This window comes from Clostridium pabulibutyricum (assembly GCF_058242705.1).
In genome coordinates this window covers 206057-224359 of the sequence record NZ_JBZAYZ010000003.1, presented here as the reverse complement: position 1 = coordinate 224359, position 18303 = coordinate 206057, and the positions used below count along the sequence as shown (strand labels likewise).

Below are 18303 nucleotides of genomic sequence, written 5' to 3'. Positions count from 1 at the left end.
TTTTTAATGCTGGTTTTTATACGGACACGTTAACAGTGAAATATTGTATTTTTAATATGTATAAGTTATAATTAACACATAAGTTATGTTCACGTTAACATAATCTAAAAAATTAAAATTGAGGTGGATTGTAATTATGAAAAAATTCATGGATGAAAATTTTTTGTTGTCTACTCCTACAGCTGTAAAGCTGTACAATAATTATGCTAAGGACATGCCTATAATTGATTACCACTGTCATTTAAGTCCCAAAGAAATTTATGAGGACAGGAAATTTAAAAACATAGCGGATGCATGGCTATATGGTGATCATTACAAATGGCGTTTGATGAGGAGTAACGGAATAGATGAAAAATATATAACTGGAGACTCCAGTGACTATGATAAATTTATGGCATGGACAAAAACTCTGTCAATTGCTATAGGAAATCCATTGTATCATTGGACTCATTTGGAACTTCAAAGATTTTTCGGAATATATGAACCTTTAAATGAGAAAACTGCCCCAGACATATGGAAAAAAGCCAATGAACTTTTAGAGAAAGATGAATTTTCAGCAAGGGAACTTATAAAAAAGTCAAATGTAAAGATTGTTTGCACAACAGATGACCCGGTGGATACTTTGGAATATCATTTGAAGCTAAAAAAAGAAGAAAATTTTAATGTAAAGGTTTTGCCGGCATTCAGACCTGATAAAGGTTTAAAAATAGACAAAGACACATTTATGCCGTGGATTGATAAATTAAGTGAAGTATGCGGCAGAAAAATAGAGAATATTGATGATTTATTAAGTTCCATTGAGTCTAGAATTGAATTTTTTAATTCTGTAGGATGCAGGGTTTCAGACCATGCTATGGACGTTGTAGATTATGCTGAAGCATCCAAAGAGGAAGTCAATGATATATTTGTAAAGAGATTTAAAGGGGAAACTTTAACCAAAACTGAAATTTCCAAATATAAAACCTATATTATGAAATTTCTTGGAAAATTGTATTCAAAATTTGGATGGGTAATGCAGCTTCATATTGCAGCATTAAGGGATTTAAACACTAATATGTTTAAGAAAATGGGACCTGATACAGGGTTTGATTCCATGAATGATCTCACAATAGCAGAACCACTTGCACGCCTTATGGATTCACTTGAAATGGAAGGGGCTCTTCCAAAGATGATATTGTATTCATTAAATGCCAAAGATAGCTATACAATTGGAACTATAATGGGATGCTTCCAGGGAACCTCCATACCAGGCAAAATTCAGCTTGGATCAGCCTGGTGGTTCAATGACAGTAAAACAGGAATGATCGATCAAATGACTACTTTGGCCAATACTGGATTGCTTAGCAGATTCGTCGGCATGCTTACTGATTCGAGAAGTTTTCTTTCGTATACAAGGCATGAATATTTCAGGAGGATACTCTGCGATTTAATTGGAAAGTGGGTTGAAAACGGAGAATATCCAGATGATGAGGAAATGCTTGGAAATATAGTAGAAGGAATATGCTATAAGAATGCAAAAACATATTTTAACATGTAGCAGTGTATTGTAAAAATATTTTGTCAAAATACAACAAATCATAGCACTGTCAATGATTTGTTGCAATTTGGCAGGGATATCTATATAAATGTCATACTATTTATAATAAACTAAATATATAGAATATTTTGTCGAAAGGAGTATGAATATGAGAAAATTAAGCTTAAAAGAAAAGATAAGTTATGGATTTGGAGACTTTGGCAATGGATTCATGTTTGACTTGGGACAGGCATATCTTCTTAAATTTTATACGGATGTAGTTGGACTTCCAGGAGCTGTTGCGGGTGGAATATTTGTGTTTACAAAAATATTCGATGCATTCATGGATCCTATAGCCGGTTCTGTAGTAGATTCAAGAAAAAGTATTGGAAAAAATGGAAGGTTCAAGCCTGTTATGTTTTATTCAAGCATAGGATTGGCCATATTAACTGTCTGTACATTTTTTACACCGAACATATCCATGAGTGGAAAGCTTGTTTATGCTTATATATCCTATATGCTTTGGGGCCTTCTATATTCGTTTACGAATGTGCCTTATGGTTCGCTGGGTTCAGTTATGACACAGGATGTCCAAGACAGAAGCCAATTGGCATCGTTTAGACAGGCGGGTTCGGTTGGTGCACTTTTAATAACAGGGGTAATATTTATGCCGATAGTTATTAAATTTAACAATCCAAAGGCTGGATTTCCATTTGCAGCAGCAATTATGGGGTTAATAGGTATCGTGTCGTTTTTTATAACCTTTAGGAATACAAAGGAATCAGTAAAAGTAGAGAGAAAAAATCAAAAGATCACTCCAAGAAGTTTTGCCACCGCAGTATTTACGAACAAGCCACTACTTGTACTCATACTCATGACTATATTTTCAATCTCGGCATATAATATAAAGACAGCAATGATAGTTTATTTTTGTCAGTATTATCTTGGAAATGTATTGCTGCTTCCATATGTTAATTTTATAAGTATAGGCTGTTCTATAGTAGGTATAGTTTCTATGCCGTATCTTGTAAAAAAATTTGGAAAAAAGAAAACGGCAGTGTTGGGATTTGCAATGAGCTTTATTGCAGATGGATTGAATTTTATATTGCCTGTCAATATTGTATTGTTTACCATACTGTTAAGCATTTCATTTATAGGGATAAGTATACCAAATGGTGTTACATGGGCATTTGTATCCGATGTAATAGATTACGGCGAGTGGCATACTGGAGTAAGAAGAGAAGGAATAACGTATTCAGCCTTTAATTTTTCGAGGAAGATTGCACAGTCCATTGCAGGAGGGCTTTCCGGATTTGGACTTACTCTCATAGGATATGTTCCAAATGTACATCAGAGTGCGGCAACCTTGCTTGGAATAAAATCGCTTCAAACTCTTTATCCATGTGTTGCTCTCATAGTAGCGGCTTTGGTAATAGGAGTATTGTACGGATTATCAGACAAAAAGTATGAATCTATTGTAAAGGATCTCCATGAAGGAAAAACAGAGGCTGACCTTATAAGGCAATAGGGCGTATTTTTATAGATTAAAGAGTGCTTGCATTATTTCATATTCCGATGAGTGTAGTTTATGTATTTAAAATGTGATATTATAAAATATAATTGAAAATTAATATCCATTAAAGGAAAGGTGAAATAATGTGAGCGTCACTATAAAAGATATAGCAAAATTGGCAAATGTATCTCATACAACGGTATCAAGAGCACTTAACAACAGCCCTTTGATAAATGAAGAGACAAAAGATAAAATAAAAAGCATAGCAAAACAACTTAAGTATGTTCCAAACTATAATGCCAAGAATCTTGTACTCCACAAATCAAACAACATAGGCCTGTTCTTTTCAAGCATAAGGGCAGGTACGTCTCCTACATTTCTATTTGAGATACTGAGAGGTGTAAGCAGTGTTATAAATCAAAATTACAATTTGGTGGTTACAGGAATTGACAACTGTAATAAATTTGAGTTTGTAGACAACAAAAGATTTGACGGAATCATAATAATGAGTCAGAGTGAAGATGACAATGCCTTTATTTATCATCTGATAGACAATAAGATACCACTTGTAGTTCTTGATAGAGACATGCAGGATGAGAGGGTGATAAACATATTGTCTGATGACAGGCACGGTTCTTTTAAGGCTGTGGAATATCTTATAGAGAACGGTCACAGAGACATAGCGATAATAGAAGGAAAAGAAGGATTCAAGTCGTCAAATGAAAGAAGAACTGGATTTATGGATGCACTTATCGAGTATAATATACAGGTAAATAAAAATTATATTGTAAGAGGCAGTTATGATATGGAAAGTGGATATAAAGCTATGGAAAAATTACTTGATATGGCCAAGGTTCCTACAGCAGTATTCTGCTCAAATGATGATATGGCTGTAGGAGCAATAAAAGCTGCAAATGACAGGTCATTTAAGGTACCTTGTGATATTTCCGTAATAGGATTTGACAATATAGGATTCTGCGAATATTCAGTTCCAGCTTTGACTACTGTGAAAAGGCCCATGGAAAAGATAAGTATACTTGGTGCGAAAAAATTGCTGCAGCTTATAGATGGTAAGTCTTTTGAAAGTGGAAAAATGTATATAAACACAGAGCTTGTAATAAGAGATTCTGTCTGCAAATTAGAATAAATATACAATTGAAAAAATCATTTTAATACTAAAATTTTATAGAAACTATTGTTAACGTGTGCATAAAAATGATATAATTTTGATTGAAATCAGAAAATCATAATGTGAAAACATATTAAATAAAATAATAGGAGGGTTTTGCAATGAAGTTAAATAAAGAGTTGTTCAAGGAATATAAAAGTTATCCGGAAAAGGTAATGCAGTTTGGAGAAGGCAATTTTTTGAGGGCATTTATAGACTGGCAAATAGATAAAATGAACAAAGAGGCAGGTTTTAATGGAAGCGTAGTAGTGGTTCAGCCAATAGAAAACGGACTTGTGAATAAGTTAAATGAACAGGATGGATTGTATACGCTTTATCTTCAGGGGATGAAAGACGGTAAGGCTGTAAGAGAGCATACCATAATAAATTCTGTAAGCAGAGGTGTAAATCCTTATTGTGATTATGATGAGTTTTTAAAGATTGGGGACAATCCTGAACTTAGATTCATAATATCAAACACTACGGAGGCAGGAATAGCCTTTGCTGAAAAGGATAAGCTTTCAGACAGGCCTCAAAGCAGTTATCCGGGCAAACTTACAGCATTTTTATATCATAGGTTCAAACAATTTGATGGTGATAAAAGTAAGGGATTTATAATAATTCCGTGCGAACTTATAGACAGGAATGGTGAAAAACTTAAAAAAATTGTTTCTAAATATACAGAATTGTGGAATCTTGGGGACAGATTTAAAGATTGGCTTGAAAATGCAAATACGTTTTGCTGCAGTCTTGTTGACAGAATAGTACCAGGATATCCTAGAGACACTATAGATGAAGTTACGAAAGAGATTGGATATGAAGATGGACTTGTTGATGTCGGGGAACAATTTCATCTGTGGGTTGTTGAGGGACCTGATTGGATAAAAAATGAACTGCCGGTTGAAAAAGCAAATCTTAATGTGAAATTTGTCGATGACATGACTCCGTACAGAACAAGAAAAGTTAGAATTTTAAATGGTGCACATACAGCACTTGTTCCAGTTGCTTATTTATATGGTCTTGACATAGTTTCAGAGTCAGTTAAACATGACGTTGTTGGAAAATTTTTAAATGGTGTAATATACGATGAGATAATACCTACGCTTGATTTGCCTGAAGATGAACTCAAGTATTTTGCAGGCGCTGTACTTGAGAGATTTGTCAATCCTTTTGTGAAACATTATCTTATGAGCATAGCTTTAAATTCAATGTCCAAATTTGAAACGAGAGATCTTCCTTCATTGATCGAGTACAAAAAAAGAAGCGGAAAACTTCCTGAAAAACTTGTATTTTCACTTGCAGCATTAATAGAGTTTTACAAGGGAAAAAGAGGCGACGAAATTATAAAGCTTGCAGACAATCAAGATATACTGGATCTTTATAAATCATTGTGGTCGAATTATGATGGAACTGAAACAGGACTTAAAAATATTGTAACTTCAGTACTCGGATATGAAAAGAACTGGAAGATGAATCTTAATGATATAGACGGCTTGAATGAACTTGTCACAAAGTATTTGTCCGACATTGAGAGGCTTGGAATTAAAGAAGCGGTCAAGGAAGTATTATAGTTTGAAATAGGATGTGTTATAGTGAAAAAGTTTATAAAAATCAATAAAAATGACAATGTATTTGTGGCTCTTGCCAACTTGAAAGTTGGTGAAGTTATTGAGTGTGGCGGAGAGAAAATTATATTGAAGCAAAATGTGGATAAAGGGCATAAGGTAGCGGCAAAAAAGATTTTAAATGGAGAAAACATAGTAAAGTACGGATTTCCAATAGGGCATTCAACTTCCGATATAGAAAAAGGAACTTGGGTTCATACCCACAATGCAAAAACCAATTTAAGTGGTATTAAAGATTACACTTTCAATCAAAGCCTGAATGAAAGTGTTAAAAAAGGCGAAAATATGACTTTTAAAGGGTATAGAAGAAAAAATGGAGACGTGGGTATAAGAAACGAGCTCTGGATAGTACCGACGGTTGGATGTGTAAATGGAATAGCAGACAGAATAATGGACAGGTTCAAGAAAAAAGTTGGCGAGATGTCTATAGACAATACTCTTGTTTTAAAACACAATTATGGATGTTCACAGCTCGGAGAGGATCATGTAAACACTAGAACCGTTCTATGCAATGTTGTAAAACATCCTAATGCTGGAGGAGTTCTTGTACTTGGACTGGGATGCGAGAACAACAAGATGGACGATTTTAAAAAGGCTCTTGGTGATTTTGATGAGAACAGAACTAAATTTCTTGTATGTCAGGAAGTATCCGATGAAATAGAAATAGGAGCGGATATTCTCTGCGGGCTTTACAAGGAAATGAAGGACGACAGTAGAGAGGAAGTTCCGCTTTCTGCTCTCAAGGTTGGGCTCAAGTGTGGAGGATCAGACGGATTGTCTGGAATTACAGCAAATCCACTTTTGGGGAAATTTTCAGATTTCCTCGTTTCACAGGGAGGAACTACTGTTCTTACAGAGGTGCCGGAAATGTTTGGAGCTGAAACTCTTTTAATGAATAGATGTGAAAACAGAGAGATTTTTGACAAGACAGTGCATCTTATAAATGATTTCAAGGAGTATTTTATGAAATACAATCAGCCTATATACGAGAATCCATCTCCGGGAAACAAGGCTGGAGGAATAACTACTCTTGAAGATAAATCACTTGGATGTACGCAGAAGTCTGGGACTTCAAATGTAACCGATGTATTGAAATACGGTGAAACTCTTAGAAAAAATGGACTGAATCTTCTAAGTGCACCTGGAAATGATCTGGTTGCATCATCCGCGCTTGCCGCATCAGGGTGTCAGATTGTTCTGTTTACTACAGGGAGAGGAACTCCCTTTGGGAGTTTTGTTCCTACCATGAAGGTTTCAACAAATACAGCTCTTTTTGAAAATAAACCGAACTGGATAGATTTTAATGCAGGTGTACTTGTTAATGAAAATACAGAAGATGAGGTACTCGGGCGGTTTATCGATTATGTTGTCAGGGTTTCAAGTGGAGAGTTTGTAAACAATGAAAAAAATGACTTCAGGGAAATTGCTATATTTAAAACTGGAGTGACTTTGTAATTTAATAAATATGAAAATAACGCCTGAGAAAAAGGCGTTATTTTCATATTCAAGCTGCAGATTTTGTATCACCGGCTTTTACTCATCAAAAGTTAATGCTATTTTTCTGATGCTTGGATCTTTGCTGTCTACAAAATCGAAAGCTTTTTGTGCATCTAAATAATTGAATTTATGAGATATACTGTTTGTTAAGTCTAGTTTTCCATTGTTGATTAAGTCAATAACTGCCTGGAATTTTTTATTCTGAAGTCTGGAACCCCTGATGTCCAGCCCTTTTGCAGTGATTTTAAACTGTGTAACTACTGTTGGATCTATGGAAAATCCCATTGTAATAACTCTTCCGGCGTTTCCAGTTACCTCTAGAAGCGTAGCAAGGGAATCTTTTGTGCAGGCAGCATCAATAGAAACTGTAGGACCGTAACCACCAGTAAGTTCTCTGGCTCTTGCAACTACGTTTTCCTTTAGAAGATTAATTCCATAAGCAGCTCCATTTTTCTTTGCTTCCTCTATTTTTTCATCAACTACATCTACGGCAATAATAGTAGCGCCAGTTAATCTTGCTATTTTGAGTATACTACTTCCAAGGGCTCCGCATCCAAGTATAAGAAGAGTATCTTCTTTGCAAAGTTCAGCTCTTGAACAGCTTTGTACTGCAATATATTCACGATATCCGCCATGAATGTGAACTCCTCTAACTTTTAGATTTGCACAAACATTTCCTCCTTTTATAAAACATGTATAATATATTTGTATTTGTAATATCTCATTAATATATTAAGTTAAAATTGAATATTGGCAAAGGAGATAGAAAATGAATTTATTTGAAACCAATAACTTTGAAAATATTTTTTCACAAATTACATATGTAGCAAATAGGGAATGTACTGCCAACTGGTTTTTTGCAGGACCGTCTGTTTATGACAAGCACAACATTATCTTGGTATATGAGGGAGAAGCAATGCTCACATGCAACAATGAAGAATTTAAAGTGAGCAGGGGAAATCTTATTTATTATAAGCCAGGAGATTATAGGGAAGGTTATACTTTTGCAGATAATTTGATGAAATGTTACACGATAGATTTTTTGTACACCCTGCCTTATTTAGAAGGAAATACATGGAAATTGCATGACATACAATTGCCTTTTCCTACGGTGGATAAAATTGAGGACAAATTTTTATTTTCACATCTTTTCGAATTGTTTTCAAAGTTTACTAAAACCTGGCTGTATGAAAAGCATAATAGAGTCATACAGGGAAGGGCTATTTTCTCAGAAATTTTATCTCTATTACTGCGTAAAAAAATTGACAGGAATTTTAACTATGAGAATATACGTAAAACTGAAAAGGTAATTTCATATATGACGGAGCATTTAACAGATAAATTGAATTTACAGGAGCTGTCCAGGGTTGTAAATATCAGTCCTTCCTATTTGGAGAGTATTTTTAAAAATGTAACTGGAAAATCACCGATTTCATATCTTATTGATGTGAGAATTGGAAAATCAAAGGATTTATTAAATGATGGATATACAGTTTCAGAGGCTTCTTCCATGGTTGGTTTTAATGATATTTTTTATTTCAGTAAATGCTTTAAGAAATATGTAGGGATTTCTCCATCTCAATACAAAGCTTCCAATATTTAAGTAAATGTCTTTTAGTGTATCAGGGGAAAATAGTATTATTGACAGTATTTAAATTCAGACAGTATAATGATACAAATTAGCTACCTGGTTTAAAGGAGAGATAAATATGGAATGGAAATATGAAAAAGGAAGAGTTTACAGCATGGGGAAAGGTAATGAACTTATGGCAGAAGCCACGTTTTCAATTAAGGAGAATGGAGAAATTGATATCAACCATACTTATGTTAACCCTGTCCTAAGAGGCAGGGGAGTGGCTGGAGAAATGATGACAGTTGTATGTAAGTTTTTAAGAAAAAATAAACTCAGAGCTTCGGCGACTTGCCCTTATGCTAGTACGTGGCTTGAAAAGCATAAAGATTTGTGGGAAGATGTAATATCTGAAGGCTTTCAATAAGTAAATAAAAAGCAGTATCTTCTACGGGAGGTACTGCTTTTTATTATTATATCTAAATTCTGATTTGCTCCATTCTGCATAATGTAGTTAAATAAACAATCCAAAGTTAAGTCCTAATAGGCAGAAGATAATATTAGGTTCTCTGATTTTGATAATAAGTAAGGCTTTTTTGGATAGTGTGATAACGATTAAATCACCTTATAATCGTAGTAAAGACAAGCATATCAATCAATTAATAAACTTAAGGTAGGGAGTTATGCGCTATGGAATACTATTTGGGCATAGATATTGGAGCTTCCAGTGGAAGACATATTTTAGGACATGTAGAAAACGGGAAATTAAAAATTGAAGAGATATACAGATTTAAAAATGGAATAAGTAAAGTAGATGATGAATACTGCTGGGACATTGAAAGATTATTTGATGAAGTAAAGAATGGCATAAAAAAGTGTAGAGAAATAGGAAAAATTCCAAAAAGTATAGGAATAGATACATGGGGAGTGGATTATGTTCTTCTCGATGGAAATGATGAATTGATAGGAAGAGCGGTATCATACAGAGATGATAGAACCGAGGGCATTATGGAGAAGGCTTTTAAAAAGATACCTAAGGATATGTTATATTTTTATACCGGGATACAGTTCCAGAGATTCAACACTCTGTATCAGCTGCTTTCAACAAAAGAAAAATACGGAGATTATTTAAAAAGAGCTAAAACATTTTTGATGATACCAGATTATTTGAATTTTTTATTGACAGGCAAAAAGACTGCAGAATATACCAATGCTTCAACAACACAGCTTTTGAATTCTTTTGATAGAACCTGGGATGAAAATATTTTGGATACCTTTGATATAGACAAAAGAATTTTTCCAGAAATAAATTCCCCACGCACAAGGCTTGGTGGATTCAAAAAAGAACTTGTAGATGAGTTTGGGTTTGATTCAGAGGTTATACTGGTAGCTTCACATGATACAGGGTCAGCTTTTATATCTTCAGTATGTGGTAATACAGAAGACAGCATATTTTTAAGTTCTGGGACTTGGTCTCTTATAGGTGTTGAAAATCGTTTTCCGATATGCGTTCCACAGGCTATGAATTGCAATTTTACGAATGAAGGTGGAATAGATTATAGATATAGATTTTTAAAGAATATAATGGGGCTTTGGATTATTCAGGAGGTCAGACGAAATATTGGTGAAAAGTACAGCTTTTCTGAAATAGCAGAACTGGCTTCAGAATGCAGCGACTTTGATTCAATAATCGATGTTGATGATGACAGATTCATGAAACCTGTAGACATGATTAAAGAGATAAAAAATTATTGTTCTGAAACGAATCAGAAGGTTCCGGGCAATATAGGGGAAATTGCATTTTGTGTTTTTAATAGTTTAGCCTGCAGTTACAAAAAGTCCATAGAATCTCTTGAAGAAATATTTGAAAAGAAATTTAAGAAGATAAATATTTTTGGCGGCGGTTGTAAAAACAATTTGTTGAATGAGTTGGTTGCAAGGGTTACAGGAAAAACAGTACTTGCAGGTCCGTCGGAAGCCACAGCCATAGGAAATATTTCAGCTCAGCTATTAAGTTTTGGAGTGTGCAAAGATTTGGCCGAGGCAAGAAAATTGATAGGTAAGTCTTTTAATATCAAAGAATTTAAATAAATCAAAGTGAGGTAAATTAAATGAATGTTAAAGAAAAATACCAATTGGCAAAACAGGAATATGAAAAATGGGGAATAAATGTTGATGAAGTTTTAAAAAAATTGCAAAAAATAAAAATATCAATCCACTGCTGGCAGGGAGATGACATTGAAGGATTTGAACTGGACAAGAAAGAATTATCCGGAGGAATTGCAGCAACAGGAAATTATCCAGGAAAAGCAAGAAATCCCCAGGAACTTAGAAGAGATCTCGAAAAAGCGCTCAGCCTTATACCTGGCAAGCATAAAATCAATCTTCATGCAATATACGCTGAAACTGATGGAAAATTTGTAGAAAGGGATGAGATAAAGCCGGAACATTTTAAAAATTGGGTTTCATGGGCTCAAAAGAATGGATTGGGACTTGATTTTAATCCTACTATATTTTCACATGAAAAGGCAGATGATGGACTTACGCTTTCCCATCCAAACAAAGAAATTCGTGATTTTTGGATAAGACATTGTATTGCTTCAAGAAAAATAGGGGAATACTTTGGAAAAGAACTTGGACAACCATGCTTGACAAATCTGTGGATACCGGATGGATACAAGGATATTCCAAGTGACAGACTTGGACCAAGAAGGCGTCTCAAGGATTCTCTGGAGCAGATATTCAAGGAAAAAATAGATAAAAAATATAATCTGGATTCTGTAGAATCAAAAGTTTTTGGAATAGGTGCTGAATCATATACAGTAGGTTCAAGTGAATTTTATATGAATTTTGCAGCAAAAAATGATGTATTGTGTCTCATGGATACAGGACATTATCATCCAACGGAAGTGGTTTCGGACAAAATATCATCCATGCTTTTGTTTTCGGACAAAGTTGCTTTGCATGTAAGCAGACCGGTTCGCTGGGATAGTGACCATGTAATAGTTTTGGACGATGAACTCAAGGAACTTGCAAAGGAAGTAGTAAGAAATGATGCACTCGACAGGGTTATGATAGGACTTGATTTCTTTGATGCAAGCATAAATAGGATTGCTGCATGGACTATAGGAACAAGAAATATGATAAAGGCGCTTTTGAATGCAATGCTTCTTCCAAATAAAAAATTAAAAGAACTTCAAGAACAGGAAAATTACACTGACAGGCTTGCAATAATGGAGGAATTCAAAACTTATCCATTGGGGGCTGTCTGGGATTATTACTGCCAGATAAATAATGTTCCTGTCAGAGAGGCATGGCTGGATGAGGTTAAAGATTACGAGAAAAAAGAACTGTCAAAAAGAAAGTAGGGATAAAAGTGAAAATCCAAGACACAAGGTTTATGAAAGACTATATAAAAATAACATATGATGCCTGGCTTAAGGGATGGCATGAACGAAACGGAGGCAACCTTAGCTACAGAATAGAAAAAAATGAAATAAAGGATATAGAGGATCAGCTTGATGAAAATTCCGAGTACATTCCAATAGGAGTATCCGTGCCTAATTTGGCAGATGAATATTTTTTAGTAACCGGAAGCGGAAAATACATGAGAAATATAAAACTTGATCCCGAGTCGAACATAGGCATAGCAAAAATAGACTCAAAGGGGGAGAATTACAAAATAGTATGGGGACTATCAAATGGAGCAAAACCTACAAGTGAGTTTGCATCTCATCTCATGAGTCACTCGGTGAAGAAAAGGGTGACAGGCGGGAAAAACAAGGTCATATATCATTCGCATACAACAAATATAATTGCACTTACATTTATATTGCCTCTTGAGAGCAAAGTGTTTACAAGAGAACTATGGGAAATGGCAACGGAATGTCCGGTAGTGTTTCCTTCGGGAGTCGGAGTGGTTCCGTGGATGGTTCCTGGCGGAGCGGCAATAGCAAAAGAAACAAGTAAGCTTATGGAAGAATTTGATGTTGTAGTATGGGCGCATCATGGAACGTTTGTTGCAGGTGAAAGTTTGGATCTTGCGTTTGGACTTATGGATACTGTGGAAAAATCAGCTGAAATTCTTGTTAAAGTTATCTCCATGGGTGGAAAGAAACAAACTATAACGGCAAATAATTTTAGAGACCTTGCAGAAGAATTCAAAGTAACTTTGCCTGAAAAGTTCTTGTATTAGTAGTCAGCTTAGTGAGGAGAGATTGTATATGATAAATCGTATAGTTCTTAATGAAACTTCTTATTTTGGAAAGGGTTCTATATCCATAATTCCTGAAGAAGTAAAAAAAAGAGGATTCAAAAAAGCATTTGTTGTTACAGACAAGGATTTAATAAAATTCAATGTAGCACAGAAGGTAACCGATAAGCTTGACAAAGAAGGGATACCATATGAAATTTATGACAATGTAAAGCCAAATCCTACAATAGAAAATGTATTAACTGGTGTTAAAAGCTATGCAGACTCAAAATCAGATTTTATTATTGGAATAGGAGGGGGCTCCTCCATTGATACATCGAAGGCAATAGGGATTGTAACAAATAATCCAGAATTTGCCGATGTAAAATCTCTTGAGGGGGAAGCGCCTACAATTAGGAAGTCTGTACCCGTAATAGCAGTTCCGACAACCGCAGGTACAGCGGCTGAGGTTACAATAAACTATGTTATTACAGATGAGAAGGCTGTAAAGAAAATGGTGTGTGTTGATCCAAAGGACATTCCTGCAATAGCAGTTATTGATCCGGAAATGATGTCTTCTATGCCTAAAGGACTTACTGCTTCAACAGGTATGGATGCTCTTACACATGCTATAGAAGGGTATATTACAAAAGGTGCCTGAGAATTAACAAATATGTTTGAATTGAAGGCAATAGAGCTTATATTTAAGAATCTTCAAACTGCAGTTTTCGAGCCTGAAAATATTGATGCAAGAGAGAAAATGGGAGTTGCACAGTATATTGCAGGTATGGGATTTTCCAACGTTGGACTTGGAATAGTTCATTCAATGGCACATTCTCTCGGTGCATTTTATGATACACCGCATGGACTTGCAAATGCTTTGCTGCTTCCATATGTAATGGAATATAATGCACCTTCTACTGGAGAAAAGTATAGGGAAATAGCACGTCAAATGGGAGTTCCTAATGTAGATTCATTAAGTCAGGAAGAATATAGAAAGGCCGCAGTGGATTCCGTTAGAAAACTGTCTAAAAAAATAGGTATTCCACAGACCTTGTCTGAAATTGGTGTAAACAAGAAGGACCTTGAGAAGCTTTCAGAAATTGCATTGAATGATGTATGTACACCGGGGAATCCAAGAGATACTTCGGAAGCTGACATTCTTTGTATATATAAAAGAGCTTTTGCTTAAGAGTTTATAAATTTATTCTTTGGACTGGGTCTTACGCGAAAGTAACGTAGGCCGGTCCAAATGCAAATTGGAGGAAAGTATAAATGATTAGAAAAGGAATTATGATGAAGGTTTATGAAGGGTTTCATGAGGAATATCAAAAAAGGCATAGTCAGATCTGGCCTGAAATGGTTAACATGATACATGAATATGGAGGAAGTAACTATTCAATTTATTTAGATAAAAAAACAAATATTTTATTTGGATATCTTGAAATAGAAGATGAGCAAAAATGGAATAAAAGTGCGGAAACGGAAGTTTGCCAGAAGTGGTGGGATTATATGAAGGATATAATGGATACCAATCCTGATAATAGTCCTGTAACAATTGACTTGAAAGAAGTATTCCATATGGATTAATGATTGGAGGAATATAGATGGCTACTAATAAAACTAATTTTAAAGAGACAATAACCGTATCCATGTCGAATTTTTTGGATGCAGGAGCTATTGTAGCAGGAGCAAGTGGACTTACATTGTGGATAAACTTTTTACATTTGAATGATATGGCTCTGGGACTGCTTGGAGCGGTAAGTGCGAATGGATTTGGTGCTGCAGTTGGAGCACTTATAGGAGGGCCGCTTTCGGACAAGTATGGGCGCAAATTTATTTACAGGTATGATTTGATCGTATACATGATAGGAGTTGCACTAATAACATTATCAATGAATTTCCCTATGCTGCTGGCTGGATATATTATAACTGGAATAGCTGTTGGAGCGGTGGTTCCTGCATCATGGAGTTATTTGGGTGAACAGGCGCCCACTGGAAAACGCTGTTCCAATATAGGATGGGGTCAATTCTCATGGGGTTTTGCACCAATGACTATATTTATTTTGTCAATATTTTTAAACAGGCATGGACTTTTGGGAAATAGAATAATGTTTGGAATATTGTTTGTAGTTGCATTGATTACGTGGATTTTACAGCAGCAAATTCAAGAATCAAGGTTGTGGGTTGAACAGAAGGAAAAAGAAAAGTCCAACAATTTTGTCAAAGCACATACAAGTGAAATATTTACAATAAAGGCGAATAGACATGCGTTTATTCTTGCTGCAGGTACTTATACCTTGTGGAATTTGGTTGCTGGATTACAGGGATATTTTCTTCCATTTATTTTTAGTAAAATAGGAAATTTGGATAATTTGCAATCAAATGCATTGAATATACTTATATGGTTTTTAACAATTTTATTTACTTATTTAGTATTTATAAGAAAAGGTGATGTGTGGAATCGTAAAGTAGTGTTTTCGGTTGCGTGTGTTATGGAAGTTATGGCATGGCTTATTCTGGTACTTGCGCCGATGGGATGGATTTCTCTTATAATATTTGATGTGTTATGGGGAATATCGGCAGGATTTAGTGCTCAGTGCTTTTTTGCACTTTGGAGTGTAGAGTTGTTTAAAACTCAATATAGAGGAAAAGCACAAGGTATTATATTTTTCCTGGTTCGCGCAGGAGTAGGTGTAATTTCATTGATTTTTCCTACGATGCTTACTGAATTTGGTTTTCAGAAAACGGGATTGTTTCTTGTAATGGTTTTAATTGCCCAATTGATAATTGGACTTATATATACTCCTGAAACAAGGGGAATGAGTGTTCATGAAATAGAAAAGCAGAGATATGGAAGTGATTTTAAGTGATTTAAAATTCAATAGAAAGGGAAAAATGCCTTATGAAGATGTAGTAGTGGTTGGAAGCCTTGGTGGATGGTCGGGCGGCCATTTACAATGATATAATTAAATAGGGAAAAACTCATGGAGTAGCGTGCATTTGTTATTGGGCTCCCGATAATAGAAAGTAATTGAATAAATATTTATAAAAGGTGATATATATGGATATCAGAGATTTGGACAGAAAGCTCAGAGAGATGAATCCCAGTGAGGAAAGATTGGATAAGATATCCCGATATACAGAAAACAAGAGATATAATGCGGAACTGGAAAAGTATTTTTCAAATAAAGTTATGAAAAATACCTGGACTATAAATAATTCCAAACTTATGGAAACATCTGAAGACATAGCTATTCACAAACATGACAGATTTGTTAAATTCAATAAACACAAGCATGACTATATAGAGCTTGTGTTTGTTTACTCTGGAGTTATAAGACAAAATGTTGACAACAAATTTATTGAAGTAAAAAAGGGTGAAATTTTAATTCTTGACATGAATGTGGAACATAGCATTGAAGAATCAGGTGAAGACGATATAGCAATAAATGTTCTTATAAAAAAGGAGTTTTTTGATTGGATTTTTATGCAGCAGATAGCATACAATGATTTAATGTCCAATTTTATAGTTAAAGCTCTGTACGAAAAAAACAAATTCAAGCAGTTTTTGTATTTCAAGACTTCTAAGAACCAAAAAGTATGGAATTTCATGATTGATATTTTAATGGAGTATTACGAGAAAAAAAATGGCATGAAAACTGCAATAAAAGCTTATATAATGTTGTTGTTCAATGAACTTCTAAGGTATTATAATAGATATTTGCCAAACAGCGTACTTTACAAAATAGATTCAAGTATATATGTTGAAATCATGGAATACATGGCTTCGGATCATGGAAATGCGAATCTCAGAGATCTTGCAGAACATTTTAATTATAACACCGATTATATGGGAAAGCTTGTTAAGAAAGTTACAGGAAAAACATTCAAGGAACTTCAAAGACATATGAAAATAGAACGCGCAAAATATTTACTTGAAAAATCTGATACATCTATATTAAATATTGTTTTAAAGGTTGGATATTCGAATTTAAGTTATTTTTATAAACAATTCAAGGAAGATACAGGTATAACTCCTGATGAATACAGGAAAAGTAAGATTAATTCAAATAGGAAAAACAAATTAAAGTAATTTGTTTTTCCTATTTTTATGTTATACTTTTTATAAGGATTTAACCTATTTTAAAGAGGTGTGGAATTATGATAAGAAAATTTGAATCAAATATTCCGAATATAGACAGCACATGTTTTGTTGCAGATAATGCAGATGTCATTGGAAGGGTAAAGCTCGAAAAGGATGTAAATGTATGGTTTCACTCGGTTGTTAGAGGAGATTCGAATTCCATAAACATAGGAGAAAAGACGAATGTTCAGGACAATTGTGTGATTCACTGTGAAGAAACAAATGAAGTAAAAATAGGAAATCATGTAACTTTAGGTCACAGTTGCATAATACATGGATGCGAGATAGGGGACTCGTCCCTCATAGGTATGGGGTCAACAATCATGAATGGAGCAGTTATAGGGAATAATACTATAATTGGTGCAGGAAGTCTTGTAACTGAAAATAAAAATATACCTTCCGGGGTTCTTTGTATGGGTTCACCGGCAAGAGTAGTTAGAAAACTTACAAAAGATGAAATTGAAAATATAAAAGAATCTGCTGAACACTATGCTTGCGAATCTAAAAAATATAGTGAATATAATATAAATAAATAAAATTTGTTTTATCTCAAGAGGTGATTTATGTCGGAAAAAGAAGATACATTTAAAAAAATAATTGAAGATAAAGGCTACAAGTACACTGCCCAGAGAAAGATGATAGTCGATGTCTTAAAAGAAAACAAAGGTAAGCATTTGAGAGTGCAAGACATATACGAGCTTGTTCGGAAGAAAGATAGTAAAATAGGATTTGCAACAATATACAGAACAATCAATCTGCTGGATGAGGTCGGAATAATAGACAAACTTGATGTTGGAGACAAATATATCAGGTATGAGTATCTGGACAGCGTACACAAAGATAAAAAATGCCATTTTATGTGCGTCAGGTGTAATTCCATATTTGATATAGACAAAGTTGTTGTTGAGAATAAATTCAGTGAGATAGAAGATAAGTATAATTTCAAACTGGAAGGATTGGACCTCACTTTTTATGGAATATGCAGAGATTGCCTTGAGAAGGAAAATGTAAGATAAATTTTCACATGCAGGCTGTATGTTTCATAGTATGATATAGTGTCTCCAGTATGAAAATG

16 protein-coding genes and 1 pseudogene are annotated in these 18303 nt (G+C 34.5%); 16 read left to right on the top strand and 1 reads right to left on the bottom strand.

The genetic code is table 11. From position 1 onward, the window contains the following. Positions 1-136 precede the first annotated feature (136 nt). From uxaC to AC4CVH_RS06165, 5 genes are all read left to right on the top strand, one after another. On the top strand, positions 137-1537 hold the full coding sequence (gene uxaC, locus AC4CVH_RS06185) for a glucuronate isomerase (protein WP_490786876.1): 1401 nt from the start codon (positions 137-139) through the stop codon (positions 1535-1537). A gap of 148 nt (positions 1538-1685) precedes the next feature. Then, entirely contained in the window at positions 1686-3044 is a 1359-nt protein-coding gene (locus tag AC4CVH_RS06180; protein ID WP_490786875.1) for a glycoside-pentoside-hexuronide (GPH):cation symporter, read from the top strand. A 130-nt stretch (positions 3045-3174) separates the two neighbouring features. Continuing rightward, on the top strand, positions 3175-4176 hold the full coding sequence (locus AC4CVH_RS06175; protein ID WP_490786874.1) for a LacI family DNA-binding transcriptional regulator: 1002 nt from the start codon (positions 3175-3177) through the stop codon (positions 4174-4176). 143 nt (positions 4177-4319) lie between these two features. Then, on the top strand, positions 4320-5768 hold the full coding sequence (locus AC4CVH_RS06170; RefSeq protein WP_490786873.1) for a tagaturonate reductase: 1449 nt from the start codon (positions 4320-4322) through the stop codon (positions 5766-5768). Between the two features lie 21 nt (positions 5769-5789). Continuing rightward, the gene (locus AC4CVH_RS06165; RefSeq protein ID WP_490786872.1) at positions 5790-7277 is read left to right on the top strand and encodes a UxaA family hydrolase; all 1488 of its coding nucleotides are present in this window, start codon (positions 5790-5792) and stop codon (positions 7275-7277) included. Between the two features lie 78 nt (positions 7278-7355). On the opposite strand, the gene AC4CVH_RS06160 is transcribed toward AC4CVH_RS06165, so the two are convergent. Continuing rightward, a complete protein-coding gene (locus tag AC4CVH_RS06160) occupies positions 7356-7880 on the bottom strand; it encodes a zinc-binding dehydrogenase (protein ID WP_490786929.1) in 525 nt (174 codons plus the stop codon). A gap of 208 nt (positions 7881-8088) precedes the next feature. Between AC4CVH_RS06160 and AC4CVH_RS06155 the strand changes: the two genes are divergently transcribed. The 11 genes and pseudogenes from AC4CVH_RS06155 to AC4CVH_RS06105 all read left to right on the top strand — a co-directional run bounded on the left by AC4CVH_RS06155 (position 8089) and on the right by AC4CVH_RS06105 (position 18244). After that, entirely contained in the window at positions 8089-8922 is an 834-nt protein-coding gene (locus tag AC4CVH_RS06155) for an AraC family transcriptional regulator (RefSeq protein ID WP_490786871.1), read from the top strand. A 106-nt stretch (positions 8923-9028) separates the two neighbouring features. Beyond that, positions 9029-9316: a GNAT family N-acetyltransferase gene (locus tag AC4CVH_RS06150; RefSeq protein WP_490786870.1), complete on the top strand. Its 288-nt coding sequence runs from the start codon at positions 9029-9031 to the stop codon at positions 9314-9316. 263 nt (positions 9317-9579) lie between these two features. Beyond that, on the top strand, positions 9580-10980 hold the full coding sequence (gene rhaB / locus AC4CVH_RS06145) for a rhamnulokinase (RefSeq protein WP_490786869.1): 1401 nt from the start codon (positions 9580-9582) through the stop codon (positions 10978-10980). Positions 10981-11000: 20 nt separating this feature from the next. Beyond that, complete coding sequence (gene rhaA, locus AC4CVH_RS06140; RefSeq protein WP_490786868.1) at positions 11001-12257, top strand: L-rhamnose isomerase; 1257 nt, start codon at positions 11001-11003, stop codon at positions 12255-12257. A gap of 8 nt (positions 12258-12265) precedes the next feature. Next, positions 12266-13084 (top strand): rhamnulose-1-phosphate aldolase, encoded by an 819-nt coding sequence (gene rhaD / locus AC4CVH_RS06135; protein ID WP_490786867.1) that lies wholly within the window; start codon positions 12266-12268, stop codon positions 13082-13084. A gap of 28 nt (positions 13085-13112) precedes the next feature. Continuing rightward, a pseudogene (fucO, locus tag AC4CVH_RS06130) lies at positions 13113-14273 on the top strand (lactaldehyde reductase). An 83-nt stretch (positions 14274-14356) separates the two neighbouring features. After that, a complete protein-coding gene (rhaM, locus tag AC4CVH_RS06125) occupies positions 14357-14671 on the top strand; it encodes an L-rhamnose mutarotase (protein ID WP_490786866.1) in 315 nt (104 codons plus the stop codon). 17 nt (positions 14672-14688) lie between these two features. Continuing rightward, entirely contained in the window at positions 14689-15954 is a 1266-nt protein-coding gene (locus AC4CVH_RS06120; RefSeq protein WP_490786865.1) for an MFS transporter, read from the top strand. Positions 15955-16145: 191 nt separating this feature from the next. After that, positions 16146-17177, top strand: a complete 1032-nt coding sequence (locus AC4CVH_RS06115; protein WP_490786864.1) for an AraC family transcriptional regulator — start codon at positions 16146-16148, stop codon at positions 17175-17177. 68 nt (positions 17178-17245) lie between these two features. Next, positions 17246-17764, top strand: a complete 519-nt coding sequence (locus AC4CVH_RS06110) for a gamma carbonic anhydrase family protein (RefSeq protein ID WP_490786863.1) — start codon at positions 17246-17248, stop codon at positions 17762-17764. A 27-nt stretch (positions 17765-17791) separates the two neighbouring features. Next, positions 17792-18244, top strand: coding sequence for a Fur family transcriptional regulator (locus tag AC4CVH_RS06105; RefSeq protein WP_490786862.1), 453 nt, complete (start codon positions 17792-17794; stop codon positions 18242-18244). The last annotated feature ends 59 nt before the right edge of the window (positions 18245-18303 follow it).

Bases quoted from the DNA above. Each gene is read 5' to 3' on its own strand.
- AC4CVH_RS06150 (WP_490786870.1), top strand. From the start codon at position 9,029: ATGGAATGGAAATATGAAAAAGGAAGAGTTTACAGCATGGGGAAAGGT.
- AC4CVH_RS06115 (WP_490786864.1), top strand. From the start codon at position 16,146: ATGGATATCAGAGATTTGGACAGAAAGCTCAGAGAGATGAATCCCAGT.
- AC4CVH_RS06110 (WP_490786863.1), top strand. From the start codon at position 17,246: ATGATAAGAAAATTTGAATCAAATATTCCGAATATAGACAGCACATGT.
- AC4CVH_RS06180 (WP_490786875.1), top strand. From the start codon at position 1,686: ATGAGAAAATTAAGCTTAAAAGAAAAGATAAGTTATGGATTTGGAGAC.
- AC4CVH_RS06170 (WP_490786873.1), top strand. From the start codon at position 4,320: ATGAAGTTAAATAAAGAGTTGTTCAAGGAATATAAAAGTTATCCGGAA.
- rhaM (WP_490786866.1), top strand. From the start codon at position 14,357: ATGATTAGAAAAGGAATTATGATGAAGGTTTATGAAGGGTTTCATGAG.
- rhaA (WP_490786868.1), top strand. From the start codon at position 11,001: ATGAATGTTAAAGAAAAATACCAATTGGCAAAACAGGAATATGAAAAA.
- uxaC (WP_490786876.1), top strand. From the start codon at position 137: ATGAAAAAATTCATGGATGAAAATTTTTTGTTGTCTACTCCTACAGCT.
- AC4CVH_RS06155 (WP_490786871.1), top strand. From the start codon at position 8,089: ATGAATTTATTTGAAACCAATAACTTTGAAAATATTTTTTCACAAATT.
- AC4CVH_RS06105 (WP_490786862.1), top strand. From the start codon at position 17,792: ATGTCGGAAAAAGAAGATACATTTAAAAAAATAATTGAAGATAAAGGC.
- AC4CVH_RS06120 (WP_490786865.1), top strand. From the start codon at position 14,689: ATGGCTACTAATAAAACTAATTTTAAAGAGACAATAACCGTATCCATG.
- rhaB (WP_490786869.1), top strand. From the start codon at position 9,580: ATGGAATACTATTTGGGCATAGATATTGGAGCTTCCAGTGGAAGACAT.